Genomic DNA, 23,415 nt, shown 5'->3' with positions numbered 1-23,415 from the left:
TTAGAACCCCATGCTTTCAAGCAAGTCATCTACTTGATTTTGATTGGACACCACGTCGGTGCGTCCTGATGCATTTATCACCGGGCCATTCAGTAGCCCGGCATGCATATCTGGGTTAGCGATAGGGGGAGAGCTCTCAACCAGTAATTCCACCAGCTGCTTTTCCATTTGCTGTGTCACATCCACAATCTTTTTAATGACTTGCCCAGTCAAGTCCTGAAAGTCTTGTGCCATCATGATTTCCGTCAGGTGGGCATTAGTAACCTTGGTCTGTTTCGGAATTTCAACCAAAAAAGCATGGGTTTGCGTGACCAAATTCTTGAACTGCTCAGTATCGAGTTGCTTATCAAAAAGCATCTGCCATTCCCGCGCCAACCGTTGGGAATCAACTTCAATTTTTGTCACGATAGGTTGAGCAGCCTCAGTGGCATTCAACACTCGTTCAGCAGCTTTTTCAGTCATGGTAACGACATAACTCAAACGATCACGAGCATCAGGAATAAACGATGCAACTTTCTCAAGATCTTTGCCATAACCAAGTTCATGCAGAGTGTCATGAAACTTGCGCGTCATTTGCCCAAGCTTGTTTACCACGCTGTCCGATGGGCTAATCTCATCACTACTTTTCTCAACGCTACTTTGGGTCAATTCCCTATTAGCCGAAGACGATGAGGTGACAGCAGTCTCTTCCTTTCCACCATCACTCGCCGAGACAATACTATCAAACAACGCTTCCAAATCATCTGAATCTCCTGCAACTGCTTTCTTAGTCATGGCATCACTCACTTTTGCATAGTCAGGAAAATTTTCTTCAGTTTTTCATCTAGCGTGGCGGCAGTAAACGGCTTAACAACATAACCACTGGCACCTGCCTGCGCTGCCGCAATAATGTTTTCGCGCTTGGCTTCAGCAGTCACCATCAATACCGGCAAGTGTTTCAGAGTTGGATCAGCACGGATCGCTATAAGCAGATCAATGCCAGTCATATTAGGCATGTTCCAATCCGACACCACAAAATTAAAACTCTCACTGTGTAGCTTTTTTAACGCATCAACACCATCTTCCGCCTCTTGCACATTGACGAAACCAAGCTCTTTGAGCAAGTTACGTACAATACGTCGCATTGTGGAAAAGTCGTCTACCACTAAAAATTTCATATTTGCATCTACCACGATATACCTCCAGTTGCTTTTAGTTCTCAGGAAACGATGGACAGAGATAAATTTAGTACCTTTTAAGGCATTACGTTTTTCTAACTTTTGCTCTTATTCCTTATCCCGTTAGTCATTTTCAGATACATCAAACCAGCAAAGGCCGCAATGTATTGCTCAATACCGCCACATCAAACTTGGGTACGTAATAATCTACCCCAACCCGTTTTCCCATATCGCGGTTGGCATCGGATGATAAAGACGAATGCATCACCACCGGGATACCATCAAAACGCCTGTCAGCCTTGATATGTTGAGTCAGCACGTAGCCATCCATCACCGGCATTTCCGCATCTACGAGCACCACTTGAATTTGATCATGCAGATCGGTACCACTGCTCTGCGCGGTATCTGCCAACCCCTTCAAGCGCTCCCATCCTTCCAGCCCATTATTCGCCTGCAAATTTTTAACACCCATCTTATCTAACACCTCGGTTATTTTCTTACGCGCTACCGCCGAGTCATCCACGAAAAAGATACATAATTCATGCCCATTTTCGATCTTATCCACGCTACCCACCACATCCTCACCAAATGCGCTGGCAAGAACCTGCTCGACATCCAGTATCGAAACGAGCTTACCATCGGGCAGCTCAGTGATCGCAGTAATCATGTCCTTGTTGCCTGAAAACATGTCGTCTGCCGGGCGTACCTTATTCCAGTCAACTCTAATAATGCGATCTACGTCATGCACTAAAAAACCAAGAATATGACGGCTATATTCGGCCACCATCATCGTGCTTTGATCGCTCGACATGGTTCCATCAAGCCCCATGAATCTAGCCAAGGTCAGTACGGGAAGAATGTGTCCACGTAATGACACAATACCGTCCACACCCGCTGGCATATTGGGTGTCTTGGTAATCGCCATCGCACGACATACTTCCTTGACTTTGAATACATTGATACCAAACGTTTCCGGAGTACCCAACGAAAACAGCAATATCTCCATCTTATTAGAACCAGCTAAACTGGTTCTGGCATCCACAGTATCAAACAGGCTACCCGTGCTCTGCGACAGCGACATGTTGTCTGCTTGTGATTGATATTCGGCAATCGACATGATCAGTCCCTTCCGTTTCTGGTCAGCAGACGAGCGAGCGTCTGCGAAAGCTTATGCGGTTCAAATTTAGGCACGTACTCATCCACTCCGACCGCCTTACCGAGTTGTTGATTGGACTCGCTGGAGAGCGACGAATGCATCAACACCGGGATGTTGGCAAAGCGTTTGTCTTCCTTGATCAGGCGCGTAAGCATATAACCATCCATTTCAGGCATTTCTACGTCGGTGAGAATAACCTGCACCATATCGCTTACAGGTAACCCCGCTGATTCGGCGTAAGTAGCAATCCTTTGCAATTCGTCCCACGCCTTGCGACCATTAATGGCAGAAAGATGATTCACTTGCATTGCCTCTAATGCGCTAACAATCTGCTTACGTGCCACTGCGGAATCATCGGCAAAAAATACCGTACGACCAGAAACACCTAAGGGCTTGACCGCCTTCAATGCAAGATCATCATTAAAATGTCCAGTTTCAGCCAACACTTTTTCCACATCCATCATCATCACCAACCGCCCATCGGCCAACTCTGTGACAGCAGTCACCAATCCTCCCATTTGGGCATTAAGCATTTCTGGTGGCACCCTCATAGAAGCCCAATCGAGACGCAAAATGGTATCCACTGCATCGACCAAAAAGCCCTGAGTGTGGCCATTGTATTCAGTGACCACCATAATTCCTGGTTTAACGTCAGTCTGCACTCCAGTGTATTTCGCCAAATCGATCACTGGCACCAACACTCCGCGCAGACTTACCATGCCTTCCACTGAGTCCGGCATTTCTGGCGCATGAGTAATGGCCGGTACACGCATCACCTCACGCACCTTGAACACATTGATACCAAATATTTCGCAACGTCCCGTGCGATTGTCCAAACCAAGCGTGAACATCAAAATTTCCAACTTGTTAGTACCTGCCAGCTTGGTACGCCCATCTATATTTCTAAGCAATTCAGACATGACTAACCTCGTTGTAAGCCTCTCTCCCCCTAAACACTTTCGTTCCTCTTATTTACTCTCACCGCAGAAGAGAGAGGTTTACAGATTGGACGATGCAGCGAGAGAGCGCGGCATTATTATTTTAGAAATTACACCTTAAAGTGAGCCACAGCGGCTTCCATATCCCCAGCCAACTTCTCCAACCGTAATATATCCTGCCCAACATGCTCGATCGCCGCATAGTTTTCTTCCGCCATTTGCGCGATACTTTCGACATGACGAGCAATTTCATGGCTACCCTTACTTTGCTCATCCACCGATGCGGCAATATTGCTCACTCCGCTACTGACATCTGTTACCGAAGCGCCCGCCTGGACCAGCATGCTGGAGACAGTGCTAATCTGCTGCTGAGTAGATTTCAATGACTGCAAACCATGCTCAATGGCTTTTTCCACATTGCTGGACTGGGTGTCCATCGTACTGGTTACCTTGTCGATTTCACGGGCCGATTGCGCAGATTTTTCAGCCAGCTTGCGAACTTCGTCCGCCACCACCGCAAAACCTCGCCCTTGTTCACCTGCACGTGCCGCTTCAATCGCAGCATTCAACGCCAACAAATTGGTTTGATCGGCGATATCCTTAACTTGTTGAGTCATACTGGCAATTGTGCGCGCGCTTTGCACAAAATCACCGACCGATGCCGCAATCTGATTCACCGCTTTTTCAATGCTGGCAATTTCGAGAATCATCACTTCTGCGCTTTGATTACCTTGCTTGGTTTGTTGCAGACTTTGCTCGGAAAGCTTATGCACATCTGCAGCAGTCGCCGCCACTTCCGAAATACTCACCGTCATCTGTTCCACCGCAGCCGCTGTGGAAGCCGCTGCTTCATTCTGCGACTGCGAACTGTGAGTAATTTTCAGAGAAGCTGCAGAAAGCTGAGTTGTACTTTGACGTACCTGTTTAGAACTTTCGATAACATTATTAATAATGACCTGCATACTGCCAATCAGAAGATTGAAGGAATTACCCGTCTCGGCAATTTCATTCTCGCCTTCCACCACGATGCGATGCGTAAGATCATTGTCGCTCTGAATAAGGGCAATCGTTTCCCGCAAAGAGTGCAATTCGGAAACAATACTTTTAACGATGAACACTCCCGCCAGCACGGTTATCAGGATGGCCAGCAAGCCGAATATCGCACTGGCCATGAAAGCCGTGCGGGCACTCGCAGCAGCAGCAGAAGAAGATGTTCGTATGCGCTCAGCAAGCAGATTCTCAACTTCTTTCATGTTATTTATCTTGGCGGTAATACTGCTAAACCACTTGGTTGGCTCAATACCAAAATCACCTACAGCCACTTTTTCTATTACGACCTTGCGCATAGCTTCCACTTCATCCACAGAAGAACCAGACATCTTGCTTTTGTAAAATGCACGAGCCTCATCGGTCGCGTAATTAAGAAAAGCATCCAGATGCGTCAGCTGCGCAGAGATGTGACCTATAAAAATCCGATACTGCGCCGGTTCAATTTTGTTGGCTGTAAATACCGGCACCATTAACGCGCGCTCTTGCCCTGAACGTTCCTTTGCATAAAGAAAAGCAAGGTATGCGGTCATTTTTTTTGCCACTTGCAAGTCACTGGCCTGCTCGGTAATCACCGGCATTATTTCAAGAAGCGTAGCGGCGGACTTGGTGTAATAACCGGCAGCTTCTGGCGCGGTGATTCTGAACTGCGAAGCTGCATCGCGGTTATCTTTAAGACCATCCAGTTTACTCAGTGCGGCATCCATCGTAGTTCGAAGGGACATGGGCATACTGGCCATATTCAGGTGGGAATAGCTGCTCTTGAGCACCCCTATTTTTTGATCCGTTTCAGCGCGATATCCCGGCAAATCATTGGCAAATCGCTCTCCTTTAGATTGAACAAAACCGGCCGTGGCACCGCGTTCAATTTGCAGATTATGCGTAGCGTCACCAATAGCAACAGCGACGTTCATCAGTGCTTCGGTTTGTGTCAGACTTCTCCACTCCTCATAGCTTTGTTGAGCATTAATAGCCGAGAAAATAATCAGCCCAATAAGCGGCAGAGCCAATAACAGTATCAATTTTTTTGATATAGAAATATTTTTCATGATTTGCCACATGCCTTATATAAAAAACTATTTATTACACAGCAACAATTAATTCGAATTATTTTTTTAACTTCAACCTGAATCACGTAATTGTCTATGCTGCGCAATGATTAAAATTCTTAGTTTCATAGATTAAATTGAAATCTAAAATTTTCAGTTTTAAAAAATATTACCCACCATTTTTTATTACCTTCGTTTCACATAAATCAGGTTGTTTCACGAAATATCGTGTGACGTAATCTACGTAAAAAATATTCTTCTTACAGCTACTTGTAACGGCGATACGACTGAAAACTTTAGGGCGCATTTAATAACCCAGAGAAATTCCAACCCACATTTCGCCGCCGCCTGCTACATGACGTAGCCCTCATTTAGTAATAATGTCACTGTGGAAATAAAGGTGGCGACTACTAGAACAGCAGGTTTTAAATCTTCCGAAAGAGACTATTGAACTTGTGTGAATCAGCGAACCTTGGCCAACTCAAATTGCTCAATAAAACTAAAAAGGACTTGGGCATGCTTAAGCACGATGGAGAAGTCGACCAAATCAGGCGCAGCAACAAGCCGGAATGAATCAAAAATCACAAGCCAGATCCTGACCCGTCCTTGTGGTAATTAAAGTGGTAATAAAACGACTAGAGGATTAAACGAAAGTGCACTGCCATGGTTTGGCAAGAGTATCAATCGGGGATTTACAACATTAATACTCGCTGACAGCTATCTGCCTGCCGGCAAATGATTAATGATACAGATACGGCCATAGTGGGCACGAGTGAGACTATTTCAGTATTATCTTTTCAACAATGCCTATTTAATAAACGTTAAGGCCAGCTTTAAGCTGGCCTTAACGTTTATTAATAATACGATAATTATTTTCTAGGGAGCCACTGCTTGAAACCTGAAGTAGGAGTGAAATGCACTTGACCTAAAGTATCGCCAGTTCCCTGTGCATTACCTGTGGTTGCAGCATCTTTACCAGCACCGTACATTTTAGAGTTGGTAGGCTCATTGTTTGCAGACAAAGAAGCCACTCGCATAAACTCTGGCATACGGTTTCCATCATCATTTTTATAGCCAGGATCGATTGTAGCGGATCTATTTACAGAATGATTTACCTTTTTTCCAGGTGCGTTAACTTCTCCAGGCTGATCACGTTCACCTTTAATGCCAAGATCATCATATTGTTTGCAGCAGTTCCATGCGGTGTTCAGACCTTTCCCTGTAAAGGGGGTGGCCTTATCTTGTGTCATTGCTGGCTTAGGCGCCGAAATGGCTTGCGCCTGCGCTAACGATGCGCCAAATACGAAACAGGAAGCAATAGCGAGACTAATAATACTTTTTTTCATGAGAAGCTCCTTAATATAAAACTTGCGAGATTAGTTGAATAGAATCAAGGCATACCAAGCTTCTACACCACAGGCTTTTACGGAGCCTACCCATACTCCAAATTCGGCAGACTCAGACTAGCATACTACGGGGCAGCTTCGGAATGTGTCAAGAACTTTGGGACTACCAAATCAAAAAAAGTTCCTAATTATAAGATTCTCTAATTTTGATACTACAATTCACTTTATAAAGAAATGACAAGGCGATATAAAATCGCCTTGTCATTAAATGTTGCTTAAAACAAATCTAGCCAGCCTTAATGCAACATCTTGCCTTCATGACTTTTTCTCCAAGTTGCCATGAATGCTGTTAATTCATCTCCTGTTACTTTGTCATCATTGTTTGTATCGATTGCATCGAAGTGTTCTTTTATCAACGGAACAGTTGCCGCTTCATCCTGGCTCAATACACCATCACGATTGGAATCCGCTAAAGTGAAGTCGATAAATAGCACTTGTTCATGCGAGACCCTGCCATCGTTCTTTTTCCCTAATTGCTGGATACGTTTATCAAAATAAGCTTTATACTCTTCATTAGTAATCGAATTTGACATGTCGTCGTGGCTCTTATCATGCTTCATTTCTATCATTTTTTGACCTTCTCTTTGCCACCCGGCTGGATCTGTTACCGCATACGCGGCTGTAACACCCAATGCAAAACTGGAAACAATCGCCAGACTAAGAATGGTTTTTTTCATGATAATCTCCTTTAATATTAAGTTATAACTTAGACAGTTCATGTAGAGGCGATAAACTGCACTGCTACACATTTAAACCGAGCCTGACTATTTTTAATAACTTAGCTGACTCTGAGACGAACAATAACAACAAGACCATGCAAAGTCTGTACGATATCGCACACATGCAAAAATAATTGCAATCACGTTCATGGCATAAAACCAATTCAACAAGATATTTAATGAACATAATTCTCTATTACCATTCAGAGCACATCTATCATCTAGACTTTCATCTATTGGCTTAGTACGGTTTTAGTACGGTTAAAGCCTAATTGATATTCGTAACTAAAGTGAATTCCAGGCCATGATCAGCGCTGGGGTATAATCGCGGCACTCTTTTCGCTACATCCCCTATGAACATTTTTTACGAAGAAGACGGCGCTTTCAAGGTCGGATCGATACTCACTGACAGCATCACCTCGCTGCAAGTGGAAAGCACGCATGGCAAGCGCAGCAAGATCAAAGCCGCCAACGTGCTGCTACGTTTTGCCCAACCGGGGCTGACTGAATTCATGACGCAAGCGGAAGGCATCGCAGCAGATATAGATGTGGAATTTTTGTGGGAATGTAGCCCGCCGGATGATTTTGGCTTTAATGAACTGGCCAGTGAATATTTTGGCCACGCGCCCCATCCAATCGAGGCAGCGGGCACCTTGATCCGCCTGCATTCCTCGCCAATGTACTTTTACAAAAAAGGCAAGGGATATTACAAGGCCGCACCACCGGACGCCCTCAAATCTGCGCTAGCCAGCGCCGAAAAAAAACGCCTGCAAGCCGCCTTGCAAGCGCGTTACACCAACGAGCTAATCACTTTCACCTTGCCGCCGGAATTCACCGACAAATTGCCGCATCTATTATACAAACCGGATCGCAACACCCTTGAGGTGAAAGCACTGGAGGCCGCCTGCACCGCTACGCATTTGTCGGCCGCACACTTGTTGCAACGCTGCGGAGCAGTTCCTTCCACGCAGGCTTATCATTTAAAGCGCTTCTTGTTTGAAAATTTCCCGCATGGAACCAGTTTCGCGGAGATCGACCTGGCTGTCTGTTCCGACCTGCCGCTGGCATTGGATACTGCATTCAGCATAGACGATGCGACTACCACAGAAATCGACGATGCCTTTTCGGTTAGAGAACTTGCCAACGGTAACTGGCGTATCGGTGTGCACATTGCCGCCCCGTCTTTAGGCATAGCGCCCGGTTCGCCAGGTGATGCAATCGCGATGCAGCGGATGTCCACGGTATACATGCCTGGAGACAAGATCACTATGTTGCCAGACAGCGTGATGCAGGCATTTACCCTAAGTGCCGACAGAGTTTGCCCGTCGCTTTCCATGTATCTCGAAGTGGATGCCGACACCTTGGCCGTACTCAGCACGGAAAACCGCATTGAGCGCATCCATATCGCCGCCAATCTTCGTCTTGACACGCTGGAACCACTATTCAACGAAGATACGCTGGCTGCCGGCAAGCAGGATTTTCTCTTTGCGGCGGAGCTCACGCTATTATGGAATTTAGCGCAAAAGCTGGAAGCAACGCGTGGCAAATCCGCCGACAATAGTATTCAACAGGTAGATTATAATTTTCACGTGGAAAATGATCGCGTCAGCATCAGTACTCGGCAACGTGGTTCACCCATCGACAAGGTGGTCGCAGAACTGATGATTTTCGTAAATTCGGAATGGGGAAAACTGCTCGCGACGCACGATGTAGCGGGCATCTACCGCACGCAAAACAATGGCAAGGTGAAAATGAGTACCGTGCCAGCACCACACCAAGGGTTGGGCGTAGCGCAATATATGTGGTCAAGCTCGCCGTTGCGGCGCTACATAGACTTTGTAAACCAGCGCCAGATTATCAGCCTGTTGCGCGAAGATCCCCCCGCCTACACAAAAAACGACACAGCCCTGTTCGCCGTAATGCGCGACTTCGACACGGCCTATACACTTTACAACGAATTCCAACGCAATATGGAACGCTATTGGTGCTTACGCTGGCTGCTGCAGGAAAATATTCAGCAAGCTGAAGCGCTGGTGCTACGCGAAAATCTGGTGAAGTTCGTCCACATTCCACTGGTGGGCCGCATCCCATCCTTACCGGAATTGCCACCCAACACGCGAGTAATTTTAGAGATAGGCGACATTGACCTGCTTGACCTGAATTTCAATGCCCGCTTTATCTCCAAGATTGAGGAGGAGGCCCCCGCTTGCTAATTCTGTTCAAACAGCCAATCGTCATTGCCCTGGCATTTTCGCTAGTGCTGCATGCTTTTATGCTGTTTGGCATCGGCTTCGCCCTGCCTGACCCACGCAAAACTAATGATTCCCTGCAACCGCTGCAAGTAGTACTGGTAAACAGTAAAGCAAAATCGCGCCCTGTTAAGGCCGATGCCTTGGCACAAAACAACCTCGACGGCGGTGGTAATACAACTGAAGATCGTCACGCAAAAAGCCCGCTGCCTACCTTGACCGATGATAAACAATTCACGCCGGAGCAATCCGCGCAACGCGTGCAGCAGCTTGAACAAGGAGTCAAACTCCTGCTGGCACAGGCGGCCATAAGCACACACAGCATACCGCAACAAAAAACCCAAGGACAAGAACAACACCAAAGTGCCCGTGATAGTACGAATAACCTGGACATGGCGCAACGCAAGCTGGAGATCGCACGCCTGGAAGCACAAATTAGCAAGGAATTTGATGCTTATCAGAAATTACCCCGACGGAAATTTATCGGTGCACGCACCCAAGAATACCGCTTCGCCAAATATATTGAAGACTGGCGTATCAAAGTAGAACGCGTAGGGAACATGAATTATCCCCAGGTTGCGCGCCAGAAAAATATTTATGGCACACTGCAACTCAGCGTCTCCATCCGTGCCGACGGCAGTGTGGAAAATGTAGAGGTGAGCCGCTCTTCCCGGCAGCCCATCCTGGATGCTGCGGCACGGCGTATCGTAAAACTGGCTGCACCTTTTTCCCCGCTACCACCTGACATCCGCAAAGACACGGACATTCTCAATATCACACGTACTTGGACTTTTACTTCAGCTGACACGCTACGAAGTGAATAACAGGTTTTTTAAAAATAGAAATTGCCAATATATTTCGCTTAGTAAGCACCCATAAAATAAGCAAATTACCTATTTTATTTTTATGCCTCTCGCCCTATTATTAGAACTCTGGACTATGAAACTGCATTAAAGACAGCTATTTGACCTATTCAGAATTGATCATATGACACGAAAATGGAAAAATTTAGGCTTGATTGCACTACTGTCAATGCTGCAATGCATCGCGCCATTAGTCCATGCACATATCAGCGATGATTTTCATTCCAGTAGCATACATTTCCATCTCAATGGCGACATACTCGATCATGCTGACGCTGCAATTGCCCAACCAGAATTAAGCGATGTCAAAACGGAATTCCCAACCATTGGCATGGCACAGGGATATAAAAATGATGACATCCTTTTATTGACAGATTATCAGGGGGCATCACATACCCGATTGCCGATTTCTTTATTCAATGCAATACCTCTGGCCATTATTGGCCAAACGAAACACATTTCTTTTCATTCTTCATATTGCCGCCCTCCAGCTCAGGCACCTCCTTCATAAGATTGAATAGTGGTGCGTAGTATTTTTACGAGTTAAGCGAGATTTTTCTCGCCGGGTTTACATAGCAAATACTCGTAAAACCACTCGCCCCTGCGAACCTCGCTCGTTTGGTAGGCAACAATGTGAAGGAGCGGTGTAATTATTCATGCATCCGCCGAACAAAAATGCTTAACAACTTTTTAAGGCTAAGGGAGCCGGCGCACATTTATGAATATTCGGGTTAAATTGGCGAGACGTTAATTTTTACATTTAACTATTTCGAGGTCTCGCCGGATTTCTTCCCTACTTCATCAGGAGAATTGGATGATGAAACTGTTTTTACCGCTGGGGTTGGCGGCGATAATTTTCAATCCATCATTAGCCCTCGAGATGAAAAGTCTCGGCAAATATGAGGCCGTCGAAAGTGCCGCACTCCGCGTTACCGAACCAGCCGCTCCACTTACGCTAAAAGCCGCTCTCGAACTAGCCTATGGCGCCAATGCAGCCCTGTCTACCGCCAAACGGGAACTCGAAGCAGTCACTGGATCAATCCTTCAAGCTGGCCTTCGGCCGAACCCGAGAGTTGAGGCGATAATCGAGGATCCACGGCCCGAAAATCGTCTCACCGCATTATACGTCAACCAGCCATTGGAGCTCGGTGGCAAACGACCGGCACGTGTTGCCGCCGCCGAGCGGCGCCTTGATGTAGCCTCGGCAGAATTGAGTGCCATGCGTGCAGAAATTCGCGCAGCCGTCATGGTGGCTTTTTTTGATGTACTTGTGGCGCAAGAACGTTTTCTTTTAACACAAGGGTTGGTCGAACTCTCTCAACGCGCAACCACGGCTGCCTCAAAACGAGTGACGGCTGGCAAGATTTCCCCGGTCGAGGAAACAAAAGCACGTGTGGCCGAAGCAAGCGTTCGGGTCGAACTTAGTCAAGCGTCCACCAGCCTGAAAATGGCACGCAAACGCCTCACAGCCATATGGGGAAATGCAACACCTCGTTTCGAACGAGCTGAGGGTCAGGTTGAAACGCTGCCCACACTACCCGCGCTGAAAGATTTGACTGCCCGCTTGGAAAATTCGCCCGGATTGGCGCGCGCGCAGCTTGAAGTGAACCGCCGCCAGGCACTGGTGGAAGTAGAACGCAGCCTTCGCATTCCGGACGTGACACTTAGTTTGGGTGGTAGACGCAACGCTGAAATAGGCCTCAATCAAGCACTTCTTGGCGTGTCATTGCCGATCCCGATCTTCAATCGTAACCAGGGAAATATTTTGGAGGCGCAACGCCGCACCGATAAGGCACGGGACGAGCTGTCTGGAACCGAGATCCGTCTCAATAATGAGATCGCTCAGGCGCTCGAACGTCTTGATGTTGCCCGTCAAGAAATTGAAATTTTACAGCGAGAGATTCTACCGGGTGCACAAAGTGCCTACGATGCCGCGACCAAAGGTTTCCTGATGGGTAAGTTCAGCTTCCTTGAGGCGCTCGACGCTCAGCGCACACTGTTCCAAGCCAAATCTCAATACCTGCGCGCCTTGGCAGAAGCGCATCGATCTGCTTTCGAAATCGAACGTGTTCTTGGCGAAGCGCCCGATGGTTCGACACTCTGATAACCGTTAAAGTCGACCGCCACAACGCCATAAGGAAATCGCCATGAAACCGAATCTAAACAAAAAACAAACTATCTACATTGCCGTTGTTGTGGCGATCGGCATCGTAATTGCCATACTGATTCTCAGCAGCCAAGGAGGCACAAAGCTGCACGGTGAGGATAAAGATGAGCATGACGGCCACTCACACGACGATCACTCAAAAAATCACTCAGAAGCTGAACCGCAGGCAGGTCCACACGGTGGAAAGTTATTCACACAAAATGGCTATGGGGTTGAAATAACGATCTTCGAAGAGGGCATAGAACCTGAGTTTCGCGTCTATACCTACAAAAAAGGCAAGCCGCTCGATCCTGCCGCCAGCAAAGTTACCATCACCCTCGAACGCCTCGGTCGCACGCCTCAAAAAATCACCTTCGTCAAGCAAAATGATTATCTAAAAGGCAACGCAGTAGTTGAGGAACCGCATTCTTTCAAAGTAACGATCAACGCGCAATTTGACAATAAACCTTACTCGTTTGCCTATGAGCAGATCGAAGCACGTGTGAGCATGACCGATCAACAGATCAAGCAAGGCAACATCGAAATGCTGACCTCTGGACCCGCACGCATCAAGAGTACGTTGCAACTTATTGGTCACATCAGTTTCAACGAAGATCGGGTGGTGTATGTCGTACCGCGACTAGCCGGAGTAGTTGAGTCGGTGGGCGCAAACGCCGGTGATCCTGTACGCAAAGGCCATGTCCTGGCAGTGATTTCCAGCCAAGCGCTGGCCGACCTGCGAAGTGAACTGCTGGCAGCGCAAAAACGGTTGAGCTTGGCGCGCACCACGTTAGAGCGCGAAAAAAAGTTGTGGGAAGAAAAAATTTCCGCCGAACAGGATTATCTGCAAGCACGCAACGTAATGCAGGAAGCTGAAATCATCGTTCAGAGTGTAAAACAGAAGCTGGCTTCGCTCGGCGGCTCTCTGACTAACACCAGCAATCTCACGCGCTATGAAATCCGCGCGCCCATTGATGGCATCGTGATGCAGAAGCAAATTTCGGTCGGCCAAGTACTCAAGGAAGATGCCAACATTTTTGTCGTGGCTGATTTGTCCACAGTGTGGGCGGTATTGACCATCTACTCCAACGATCTGAATACCGTAAAAATCGGGCAGAAAGCCATAGTGAAAGCAAGTTCGTTTGATTTCCAGAGCAGTGGCAGCGTGGAGCATCTTGGCGCGCTGCTGGGCGAGCAGACTCGCACAGCAGAAGCTCATATCATTTTAGCCAACCCCAAAGGCATTTGGCGACCCGGCCTACCCGTTAATATCGAACTGGTGGCTGATGAGGTGGAGGTGCCGGTAGCAGTCTCCGCGGATGCCATCCAGACAGTGCGAGATTGGACGGCTGTCTTCGTCCGTTATGGTACTTTCTTTGAAGCGCACCCGCTGGAACTTGGGCGTAGCGACGGCAAGTTTATTGAAGTGGTCAAGGGTTTGAATGCGGGCGAGCGGTACGCCGCGAAGAACAGTTTCCTGATCAAGGCCGACTTGGGCAAAGCTGGTGCAAGTCATGACCATTAGGAGACCCTCATGTTTGAAAAAATAATTCGTTTTGCCATTGATCAACGCTGGCTGGTGCTGGTGATGACGGTTGGAATGGCTGTGTTGGGGGTCTTTAGTTACCAGAATTTGCCGATCGATGCCGTTCCCGATATTACCAATGTGCAAGTTCAAGTAAATACGGCAGCACCTGGGTATTCACCGCTGGAATCCGAGCAGCGCATCACGTTTCCGATCGAAATCGTCATGGCTGGTCTACCCAATCTGCAGGAGACTCGATCGCTATCGCGCTATGGGCTATCGCAAGTCACCGTGATTTTCAAGGACGGCACCGATATCTACTTCGCCCGCCAACTCGTAAATGAACGCATCCAGCAGGCCAAGGGCAACTTACCGGCGGGTATCGAACCCAGCATGGGGCCAATCTCCACCGGCCTGGGAGAAATTTTCATGTGGACGGTCGAATCCAAGGAAGGTGCTCGGAAGACCGATGGCACACCCTACACTTCCACCGACCTGCGCGAAATCCAGGACTGGGTCATCAAACCGCAGCTGCGCCATGTGCCCGGCGTGACCGAAATCAACAGCATTGGCGGTTACGTGAAGGAATTCCAGGTGGCGCCGTTCCCGGACAAACTGGTGGCCTATGGTCTGTCACTGCAAGATCTGGTTGCGGCTCTTGAACGCAACAACAACAACATCGGGGCTGGTTATATCGAAAAGCGCGGCGAACAATATCTGATCCGCGCGCCGGGTCAGGTCGCCACCATCGAAGACATCGGCAACATTATTGTTAACAGCCAACAAGGCGTGCCTATCCGAATTCGAGAAGTGGCCGAAGTCGGCATCGGTAAGGAACTTCGCACCGGCGCCGCGACCGAGAACGGGCGCGAGACGGTACTCGGCACCGTTTACATGCTGATCGGCCAGAACAGCCGAACAGTTTCCCAGGCCGTCTCCAAACGCCTGGAAGAAATCAACCGTACGCTGCCACAAGGCGTGGTAGCCCATGAGGTCTATAACCGTACGATTTTAATCGACAAGGCGATCAACACCGTCAAAAAAAATCTGATCGAAGGCGCGCTGCTAGTAATTGCGATCCTGTTTCTATTTCTCGGCAACATCCGCGCCGCCATCATCACTGCCATGGTCATTCCGTTGGCTATGCTGTTCACTTTTACCGGCATGGTTACAAACAAGGTCAGCGCCAACCTGATGAGCCTGGGGGCTCTGGATTTCGGCATTATCATCGACGGTGCAGTGGTGATTGTAGAAAGCTGTATACGGCGGCTTGCACATACGCAAGCCTTGGCAGGCCGGGCATTAACGCCCGAAGAGCGCTTTCATGAGGTCTTTACCGCCTCCAAAGAAGCGCGTAGACCTCTCTTGTTTGGCCAGTTAATTATCATGGTGGTCTATCTGCCAATATTCGCACTCGCCGGAGTGGAAGGAAAGATGTTCCACCCGATGGCGTTCACAGTAGTGGCTGCTTTGCTGGGGGCCATGATTCTGTCGGTCACCTTTATTCCTGCGGCGGTGGCGATACTGATCGGCCAAAAAATCAGCGAAAAAGAAAGTCGCTTGATGACCCTGGCCAAACGCGGCTACCAACCGCTGCTTAATTTTGCAATGCTTAACAAACAGTTGGTATTAAGTATTGCAATGGTCACCATTATACTTAGCGGCCTGCTTGCCACACGCATGGGTAGCGAATTCGTACCGAGCTTAAACGAAGGAGATATCGCACTGCATGCACTACGCGTTCCCGGAACCAGCCTGTCGCAGGCGATCGAAATGCAAGCTGAACTGGAGCGGATAATCAAACAGTTTCCTGAGGTTGACACGATTTTTGCCAAGATGGGAACCGCCGAAATTGCCACCGACCCCATGCCGCCTAACGTCGCCGATAATTTCGTGATGATGAAACCGCAATCTGAGTGGCCTGATCCGGGGCGTAGCAAGATCGACCTGCTCGATGCCATGCGGCAAGCGGTAACCAAAGTACCCGGCAACAACTATGAGTTCACCCAACCAATCCAAATGCGGTTCAACGAATTGTTATCCGGCGTTCGTAGCGACGTGGCCGTAAAAGTATTTGGTGATGACATGGATATGATGAACCATACCGCCGAAGAAATTTCAAACGTGTTGGCTAAAGTTCCCGGTGCAACGGATGTCAAAGTTGAGCAAACCACGGGCTTGCCCATGCTTACTATCCAGATAGATCGTGAAAAAGCCGCTCGCTATGGTGTCAGTGTTGGAGATATACAGGATGCGGTTGCCATTGCGATGGGCGGCCAGAAAGCCGGGGTGTTATTCCAGGGAGACCGCCGCTTCGACATTATCGTGCGCCTGCCTGAAAAGCTGCGGAGCAATATGGAGGCGCTTAAACGACTGCCGGTTCGTTTGCCTGACAATCAAGCCAATGACCCATTTCGCTCCAATTATTTGCAACGGGCTGACATTGAACACTTTGGGGCCACTGGCCGCCCCCCATCCAACTATATACAACTTAGTGACGTCGCAATCATTAATGTGGCGCCTGGACCGAACCAGATCAGTCGCGAGAACGGCAAACGCCGCGTGGTGGTAACCGCTAATGTACGGGAACGGGATATTGGCTCGTTTGTCACCGCGGCCAAACTGGAGATTCAACAGAAGGTTTCAATACCTGCTGGCTACTGGACAACCTGGGGCGGCACCTTCGAGCAAATGCAATCAGCGGCAAAGCGCCTGCAGATTGTGGTTCCTGTCGCGCTGCTGCTAGTATTTATGCTGTTGTTTGTGATGTTTAATAACGTGAAGGATGGACTGCTAGTGTTCACCGGCGTGCCGTTTGCCTTGACCGGCGGGATACTGGCGCTGTGGCTACGGGATATTCCACTTTCTATTTCGGCGGGAGTGGGCTTCATTGCGCTGTCAGGTGTTGCAGTGCTCAATGGCCTGGTGATGATCTCCTACATTCGATCTTTACGGGATGCAGGCATGCATCTTGATGCAGCGATCCAGGAGGGGGCGCTCACCCGCCTGCGCCCGGTGCTGATGACCGCACTGGTAGCCTCCCTGGGCTTCATACCCATGGCGATCGCCATGGGTACAGGTGCCGAAGTACAACGCCCGCTCGCGACGGTTGTAATTGGCGGTATTTTGTCATCAACTGCACTAACGTTGCTGGTCCTGCCAATCCTGTACCAATTGGCCCACCAAAAAGAAAGTGTTCGGCTACGGCATGAACCTGATGAACCCTTCCGTCCACGAGATTCCAAAGGTAACAGCTAAGATGCATAGCATAATGGATATTGGTGGGCGGAAAGCCAGTGTATTATTTCAGGATAATCAGTGCTTCAACATCATCCGGCGCTTGCCTGAAAAGCTATGTTGCAATATCACGGTCTCAGACAATTGCCGGTTTGCTTGCATTCGACTGAGACCAATGGCCCGCCTCCATTCTAAACTTTTGGAGAACGTTATATTTTAAGGAACGCTAAAATTAAAATTTACTAACATCCGTGTCTCCCGTTTGCTCGCATTTAATCTACCCGAGTAAAGTTGAAAATAACTGATGGCTTTCCGTTAGATAATAAATAAGGAATTTGCTTATTCTCTTTTTTTAGCTGCTACCCTATTATTTAACCAATACAAAAACCCGCAAAAATATTACCCAAAAATACTGGTTAAATATGCATACAATGATTCTTTAAAATATCGCTGGGATTTTTCTATATAGCTCAACACACAGACAAATTCATACAAAAGAAGAGTAGAACACCAGCATAAATGTAAAGAATAAATTTCACGTAAAACGCTAAATACGCAAAATTTTATAGAGCATTACAATCGGGCGAGATGAGATGGCGATCTATAGCGATTCTCTTAAGCATGCAATGTTATGTGTGGCACTGTCTTTGCCCCTGAACGTCTATGCTGCAAGTGATAAAGATTTAAACGACATTCGCGAACAGATCAAACAACTGAAAGACAGTTACGAACAACGTATCACGCAACTTGAACAACGTCTGCAACAAGCCGAGGCCAGCCGCCAAGCCGAAGCCACGGTTACGCAAGCGCAAGTACAAACCCCCGCACCACAGCCCAACCGTGCTCCTGCCTCTAGTGTGAGCGCATACAATCCGGCCACCTCGCTGATCCTGACGGGCACCTATGAAAACTTAAGAAAAGATCCGGCGGTGCCCATCACCGGCTTTGCCATGGCTCCCAACGACCACGGATATAGCAAAGGGTTCAGTTTGCAAGAAACAGAACTAAGCCTTATTGCCAACATCGATCCACAGTTCCGTGGTGAAGCTAAACTTGCCTTATCGCCTGACAACGGTTTGGGAGTGGAAAATGCCTTCATACAGACCACCACGCTGGGCGATGGCTTCAATCTAATGTTTGGACGATTTTTTTCCCATCTGGGTTACTTGAATGAGGTACATGCCCATGCATGGGATTTCGTTGATCAGCCACTCGTTTATCGCACATTCTGGAACAACCAATTAAGTGAAGACGGCATGCAATTAAGGTGGCTGGCACCAACCGATACCTTTATTGAAATCGGTGCCGAAATCGGCCGAGGACTCAGTTACCCAGGCACTAGCCGGCAAAAAAATGGCATGGGTTCCAGCGTACTGTTCGCCCATGTCGGTTCTGACGTAGGTGACAGCAGCAGTTTCCTCGCAGGTATTTCCTTGCATCAGACCAAGCGTGAGAACGCACAATTTGATGCTGTACCCGATTTGCTCGGTACCACAGGTGGCGTAAGCAACGTGTTCAATGGTAATAGTAAGACTGCCGGAGTGGATTTCGTGTGGAAATACGCACCAAATGGGAATATCCGTCTAACAAATTTTAAGCTACAGGGCGAATATTTCCGGCGTCGTGAAGATGGCACGCTCACTTATAACCTTACAACTCCAGACAGCTACTCAGTTACCCAATCTGGCTGGTATGTGCAAGGCGTTCATCAATTCAAGCCACGTTGGCGTGTAGGACTGCGATATGACCGGCTTAATTCTGGTGTAGCTCAGGTCGGCTTCCTGAATACTTCCAATATTATCAGCAACTATGGCTATACTCCCACACGCACCACAATAATGTTTGACTACAGTCCAAGCGAATTTTCGCGCATGCGCATGCAGGTGGCTCAAGACAATTCTCGGCAGGGTCTGGCCGATACGCAGTTCTTTATGCAATATATTATGAGTTTGGGTGCGCACGGCGTACACAAGTTTTAATTAACCGTCAGGGCCGTGAAAGAGGCTATGCAGACAACGGAAAATACGATGGCTTCCTTGTTTGTCTGACAAAACCCAAAGGACAACACCATGAAAAAAATATTCTTCCCTTTAATGTATTTGCTGCTGGCGGCACTCATCAAGCCAGTACATGCAGCCTTGGAAGTCTTAGCCTGCGAACCCGAATGGGCAGCGCTGACAAAGGAGCTGGCGGCAAACAAAGCTAACATCTATACCGCTACCAACGCACTGCAAGACCCACACTATGTGGAAGCACGTCCCGGTCTGATTTCCAGAGCACGCCGTGCGCAACTGGTGGTGTGCACCGGCGCGGAATTAGAATTGGCTTGGCTACCGCTCATGCTGCGCGAATCTGGAAATGTCAACGCCGTCCCCGGTAAGCCGGGTTACTTCAACGCCGCAAGCTATGTGACCATGCTGGAAATCCCCGTTAGCCTGGATCGCGCTTTGGGCGACCTGCATGCCCTGGGCAATCCGCACATCCATCTCGATGCTCGCAACTTTCTCCCTATTGCAAAAGCGCTGTCGGAGCGGCTGGTCGAGCTTGATCCCGCCAACACAGCGTTCTACGTGAGCCGCCTACAGGCCTTCACTCAAACTTGGCAAACCGCAATAACCCGCTGGGAAAAGCAGGCCGCACCATTAAAAGGGCAGCCCTTTGTCGCCCAGCACCAAGCATATTCTTATATGAATATATGGTTGGGGCTAAAACAAGTTGCCGTGCTGGAACCCAAGCCTGGTATGGAACCCAGTGTGTCACACCTGTCGAAAGTGATAGTGCAGTTACAACAATCTCCGGCAAAAATGGTAGTTCGTTCAGCCTATCAAAATCCCAAACCATCAAAATGGATTGCCGAGCGCGCGCACATTCCTGAAGTAGTTTTGCCATTCAGTGTAGGTGGCTCGGACGGCTCGAAAGATTTATTCGGCCTGTTTGACGATACTATCGCGCGTTTGCTGGCGGGAATATCATCTAGTTAAATTTTACCTTCTCTCCTCCCATCTTCCATTTAACATGATGGTATGTGAAGAAGGAGATTTTAGGAGTACACAAGATGAATATAGTCGATCTTGAAATTTTGCTGCCCGCCTTCATTGCCGGGCTTTTGGTACTCGCCACCCATGTCCCACTCGGCATGAAGGTGTTGGCACGCGGCATTATCTTCGCTGACATCACCGTGGCCCAGATCGCAGGACTCGGGGTGGTCGTCGCGGGACTGCTGAGATTGACCGAATATCCACTCGCAGTGCAAGTAATGGCAGCCACCAGCGCCCTGCTAGGTGCAGAGCTGCTAACCATCATAGAACGCAAACTACCAGAAGTTCAGGAAGCCTGCATTGGCTTGCTGTTCGTCCTCGCCGCCAGCGGCAGCATCCTGCTGATGAGCCACGACACCAAAGCCGGCGAGCATATTAAAGACTTACTGGTCGGGCAAATCCTGTGGGTGAGCAAAACCCAGCTCATAGCAACGGCGATCCTCACTGCCACTTTGCTGGCGCTGTGGAGCGTGGTTAATAAACGATTTGGCAGCATGGGTTTCTATACACTATTCGCATTGGCTGTAACCGCCTCGGTACAACTGGTTGGAGTTTATCTGGTATTCGCCAGCCTCATCGTCCCCGCACTCGCCACACACAATCTGCAACGGAAACGACAACGCATAATCATTGCCTTCGCAGTAGGTTCCTCAGGTTATGCTGGCGGGCTACTGCTGTCAGTATGGTTAGATCTACCAAGTGGTGCGGCCATCGTATGGGCGATGTCACTGGTGGGGGCGGCGGTGCTTTTTCGAAATCGTAAGCGACTTGCTAATTGAAAACATGAACGACCGGATTGAACAGAACAGGTTCATCGCGCGTTTTACGCTCACGTAAATCCGTGCAGTCGGATTATTGTGGTTTACATCAGACCAACGAATCTATCTGACCGATAGCGACTAAACATTATCATGTCCGCGTGCGTAACCAATCACGCCAGTCAAGAAACGAACCATTGCATAGCTGATACGCATCAGCAAATGCATCCATATACCATGCTCGCGCCACACAGAATGGGAAATCAACCGAGCACTGTGCGCAATCTCTTGCAACAAATCGGCACGCAATGATTCAGCAAACCCTGCATCGCGCACGACCAGGTTAGCTTCGCGCGCCAGCCACAGGCTGAATGGATCTATATTGGATGAACCTACGGTTGCCCAATAGCCATCCACCACCGCCACCTTGGCGTGCATAAAACTGGCGTGATATTCATGAATTTCAATACCTGCTCGCAATAATTCATCATAAAGCGCACGCGTAGCAAAGTGCTGCAGGCGATACTCCACCCGCCCTTGCAACAGCAATACAACGCGCACTCCACGTCGAGCCGCATTTAATAAAGCATGGCGGAAGCGCATTCCGGGCAGAAAATAGGCGTTGGCAATGATAATCTCTCGCCGCGCCCCGGCAATGGCTTTGAGATAAGCGTGTTCAATATCGTGACGATGACGCAAGTTGTCACGCAACACAAAAGCCACTTTGTGTTGCTGAGTATTCTTGTGCGGGGCCAGTAGTGTTACGCGCTCGCGCTGCCGCCGAAAATTTATCCACGACACCAGCGTCCACAAACGCCGCATAATGAACTGTATATGCTCTACCGTTGCTCCCCGTACCTCAACCGAATAATCCAAGCGCGGCGCTATAAGCCGGCCACCCGGCACATCGTTGATGATATTGATGCCGCTTACAAAGGCGATAGTCTCATCCACCAGCGCCAGCTTACGGTGCAACCGGCGCAGACGGTGGCGACGCAAGTTGAAGCGTGCGATTTCCGGGCGGTACCACAACACCGCTACACCCACTCCGCGCAGATCATCCACCCACGCAACCGGCAAATCGGCCGAACCGTAACCATCCAGCAGCAAGTGCACCCTCACCCCACGCTTGGCCGCACGCTGCAACGCCTGCGAGACCAAACGACCGCACGTGTCGGCGGCATAAATATAAGTTTCCAGATAGACCGTACGGGTCGCGGCGTCTATCGCCGCAATCAGGCGCGGAAAGTATTCCTCACCGTTACGTAACAGAGTCAGAATATGACCGTCAACCAGATGCGTACTACTCATAAGGCGAGCGTTGTGGACAGCGCTACATGGTCTGAAATTTTTCTCCACGCATGCACCTCGCAGCGCTGAATCTCCAGCCCGCGCACATAAATGCGATCCATGCACAGTAGCGGTATGCCCGCCGGAAAACTACGTGCCGGCCTGCCAAGATTTGCTTCAAACACCTCTTGCAATTGCAATTCATGGGTTAGCAGCTGACTGGCATTGTTGCGCCAGTCATTAAAATCACCCGCGACAATAAGTCGTGCATCCAGCGGTACCATCTGTTTTATACGCTCAATCAGCGCATTAAATTGCACTACGCGGCCACGTTTGAATAAGCCAAAATGTACACAAATGCAATGCAGCGGTTGACTGATCTTCCTTTGATCAATTTTTGGCAGGTCAATTACACAATGCAGCAGGCCTCGACTCTCGAAGCGGTGCGCGGAAATATCCAAATTATCCCACTCCACAATCGAGTAACGACTCAAGAGGGCATTTCCGTGATGACCGCCTATATACACGGAATTCTTCCCATACGCATGATGCGGCCATATCTGGTCAGCCAGAAACTCATGTTGCGACGAAGTGGCGTAGCCATGTAGATACCGTACATCCCGGCTATTCTCGCCCTGCACCTCCTGCAGGAACACGATATCGGCGTTGAGGTGACGCAAGCGCTCGCGCAATTCGTGCAGCACAATGCGCCGGTTGAAATGGGACAAACCCTTGTGAATGTTGTAGGTAACGATGTTCAGTGTGGTCATAGGTGGCTCATCAATACCGCATCAGCAGACCACATACATTTAATATACGCAATGAACGTATTGTTAG

19 protein-coding genes are annotated in these 23,415 nt (G+C 48.8%); 9 read left to right on the top strand and 10 right to left on the bottom strand.

Features of this window, described 5'->3' with window-relative positions; all coding sequences use genetic code 11:
• The 8 genes from cheZ to W01_RS13565 form a co-directional block, all read right to left on the bottom strand.
• Window positions 1–774 carry a protein phosphatase CheZ gene (gene cheZ, locus W01_RS13595; RefSeq protein WP_173055539.1) on the bottom strand — a complete coding sequence of 258 codons (774 nt, stop codon included), beginning with the start codon at window positions 772–774 and terminating at the stop codon, window positions 1–3.
• A gap of 8 nt (window positions 775–782) precedes the next feature.
• Window positions 783–1,157 (bottom strand): chemotaxis response regulator CheY, encoded by a 375-nt coding sequence (gene cheY, locus W01_RS13590; RefSeq protein WP_420887756.1) that lies wholly within the window; start codon window positions 1,155–1,157, stop codon window positions 783–785.
• 142 nt (window positions 1,158–1,299) lie between these two features.
• Complete coding sequence (locus W01_RS13585; RefSeq protein ID WP_445082533.1) at window positions 1,300–2,274, bottom strand: chemotaxis protein; 975 nt, start codon at window positions 2,272–2,274, stop codon at window positions 1,300–1,302.
• Window positions 2,275–2,276: 2 nt separating this feature from the next.
• Window positions 2,277–3,233, bottom strand: coding sequence for a chemotaxis protein (locus tag W01_RS13580; RefSeq protein WP_173055535.1), 957 nt, complete (start codon window positions 3,231–3,233; stop codon window positions 2,277–2,279).
• 128 nt (window positions 3,234–3,361) lie between these two features.
• Window positions 3,362–5,347 carry a methyl-accepting chemotaxis protein gene (locus W01_RS13575; protein ID WP_173055534.1) on the bottom strand — a complete coding sequence of 662 codons (1,986 nt, stop codon included), beginning with the start codon at window positions 5,345–5,347 and terminating at the stop codon, window positions 3,362–3,364.
• A gap of 462 nt (window positions 5,348–5,809) precedes the next feature.
• A complete protein-coding gene (locus tag W01_RS14450) occupies window positions 5,810–5,932 on the bottom strand; it encodes a hypothetical protein (protein WP_256380111.1) in 123 nt (40 codons plus the stop codon).
• A gap of 284 nt (window positions 5,933–6,216) precedes the next feature.
• Window positions 6,217–6,693 carry a hypothetical protein gene (locus tag W01_RS13570; protein WP_173055532.1) on the bottom strand — a complete coding sequence of 159 codons (477 nt, stop codon included), beginning with the start codon at window positions 6,691–6,693 and terminating at the stop codon, window positions 6,217–6,219.
• A 296-nt stretch (window positions 6,694–6,989) separates the two neighbouring features.
• Window positions 6,990–7,430, bottom strand: a complete 441-nt coding sequence (locus W01_RS13565; RefSeq protein ID WP_173055530.1) for a hypothetical protein — start codon at window positions 7,428–7,430, stop codon at window positions 6,990–6,992.
• Between the two features lie 395 nt (window positions 7,431–7,825).
• Between W01_RS13565 and W01_RS13560 the strand changes: the two genes are divergently transcribed.
• The 9 genes from W01_RS13560 (at window position 7,826) to W01_RS13520 (ending at window position 21,309) form a co-directional block, all read left to right on the top strand.
• On the top strand, window positions 7,826–9,685 hold the full coding sequence (locus W01_RS13560; protein ID WP_173055528.1) for a ribonuclease catalytic domain-containing protein: 1,860 nt from the start codon (window positions 7,826–7,828) through the stop codon (window positions 9,683–9,685).
• Complete coding sequence (locus W01_RS13555) at window positions 9,679–10,545, top strand: energy transducer TonB (RefSeq protein ID WP_242006979.1); 867 nt, start codon at window positions 9,679–9,681, stop codon at window positions 10,543–10,545. The genes W01_RS13560 and W01_RS13555 overlap by 7 nt, the downstream gene beginning before the upstream one ends.
• 163 nt (window positions 10,546–10,708) lie before the next feature.
• The gene (locus W01_RS13550) at window positions 10,709–11,095 is read left to right on the top strand and encodes a hypothetical protein (RefSeq protein WP_173055526.1); all 387 of its coding nucleotides are present in this window, start codon (window positions 10,709–10,711) and stop codon (window positions 11,093–11,095) included.
• Between the two features lie 303 nt (window positions 11,096–11,398).
• The gene (locus tag W01_RS13545; RefSeq protein WP_173055524.1) at window positions 11,399–12,688 is read left to right on the top strand and encodes a TolC family protein; all 1,290 of its coding nucleotides are present in this window, start codon (window positions 11,399–11,401) and stop codon (window positions 12,686–12,688) included.
• 43 nt (window positions 12,689–12,731) lie between these two features.
• Window positions 12,732–14,255 carry an efflux RND transporter periplasmic adaptor subunit gene (locus W01_RS13540; RefSeq protein WP_173055522.1) on the top strand — a complete coding sequence of 508 codons (1,524 nt, stop codon included), beginning with the start codon at window positions 12,732–12,734 and terminating at the stop codon, window positions 14,253–14,255.
• A 9-nt stretch (window positions 14,256–14,264) separates the two neighbouring features.
• Window positions 14,265–17,513 carry an efflux RND transporter permease subunit gene (locus W01_RS13535; RefSeq protein ID WP_173055520.1) on the top strand — a complete coding sequence of 1,083 codons (3,249 nt, stop codon included), beginning with the start codon at window positions 14,265–14,267 and terminating at the stop codon, window positions 17,511–17,513.
• Window positions 17,514–18,085: 572 nt separating this feature from the next.
• Complete coding sequence (locus W01_RS13530) at window positions 18,086–19,471, top strand: carbohydrate porin (protein WP_173055518.1); 1,386 nt, start codon at window positions 18,086–18,088, stop codon at window positions 19,469–19,471.
• A gap of 90 nt (window positions 19,472–19,561) precedes the next feature.
• Window positions 19,562–20,473 carry a metal ABC transporter substrate-binding protein gene (locus W01_RS13525; RefSeq protein WP_173055516.1) on the top strand — a complete coding sequence of 304 codons (912 nt, stop codon included), beginning with the start codon at window positions 19,562–19,564 and terminating at the stop codon, window positions 20,471–20,473.
• A 74-nt stretch (window positions 20,474–20,547) separates the two neighbouring features.
• Entirely contained in the window at window positions 20,548–21,309 is a 762-nt protein-coding gene (locus tag W01_RS13520; RefSeq protein ID WP_173055514.1) for a metal ABC transporter permease, read from the top strand.
• A gap of 120 nt (window positions 21,310–21,429) precedes the next feature.
• Here W01_RS13520 and clsB read toward each other — a convergent pair whose 3' ends face one another.
• Both clsB and W01_RS13510 read right to left on the bottom strand, forming a co-directional pair.
• Window positions 21,430–22,599 carry a cardiolipin synthase ClsB gene (gene clsB, locus W01_RS13515; RefSeq protein WP_173055512.1) on the bottom strand — a complete coding sequence of 390 codons (1,170 nt, stop codon included), beginning with the start codon at window positions 22,597–22,599 and terminating at the stop codon, window positions 21,430–21,432.
• Window positions 22,596–23,348, bottom strand: coding sequence for an endonuclease/exonuclease/phosphatase family protein (locus tag W01_RS13510; protein ID WP_173055510.1), 753 nt, complete (start codon window positions 23,346–23,348; stop codon window positions 22,596–22,598). The genes clsB and W01_RS13510 overlap by 4 nt, the downstream gene beginning before the upstream one ends.
• Between the last annotated feature and the right edge of the window lie 67 nt (window positions 23,349–23,415).

The organism is Candidatus Nitrotoga sp. AM1P, from assembly GCF_013168275.1.
In the GTDB taxonomy this organism is placed as follows: domain Bacteria; phylum Pseudomonadota; class Gammaproteobacteria; order Burkholderiales; family Gallionellaceae; genus Nitrotoga.
The sequence above is the reverse complement of the archived record's forward strand: the minus strand, read 5'-3'. Positions and strand labels throughout refer to the sequence as shown.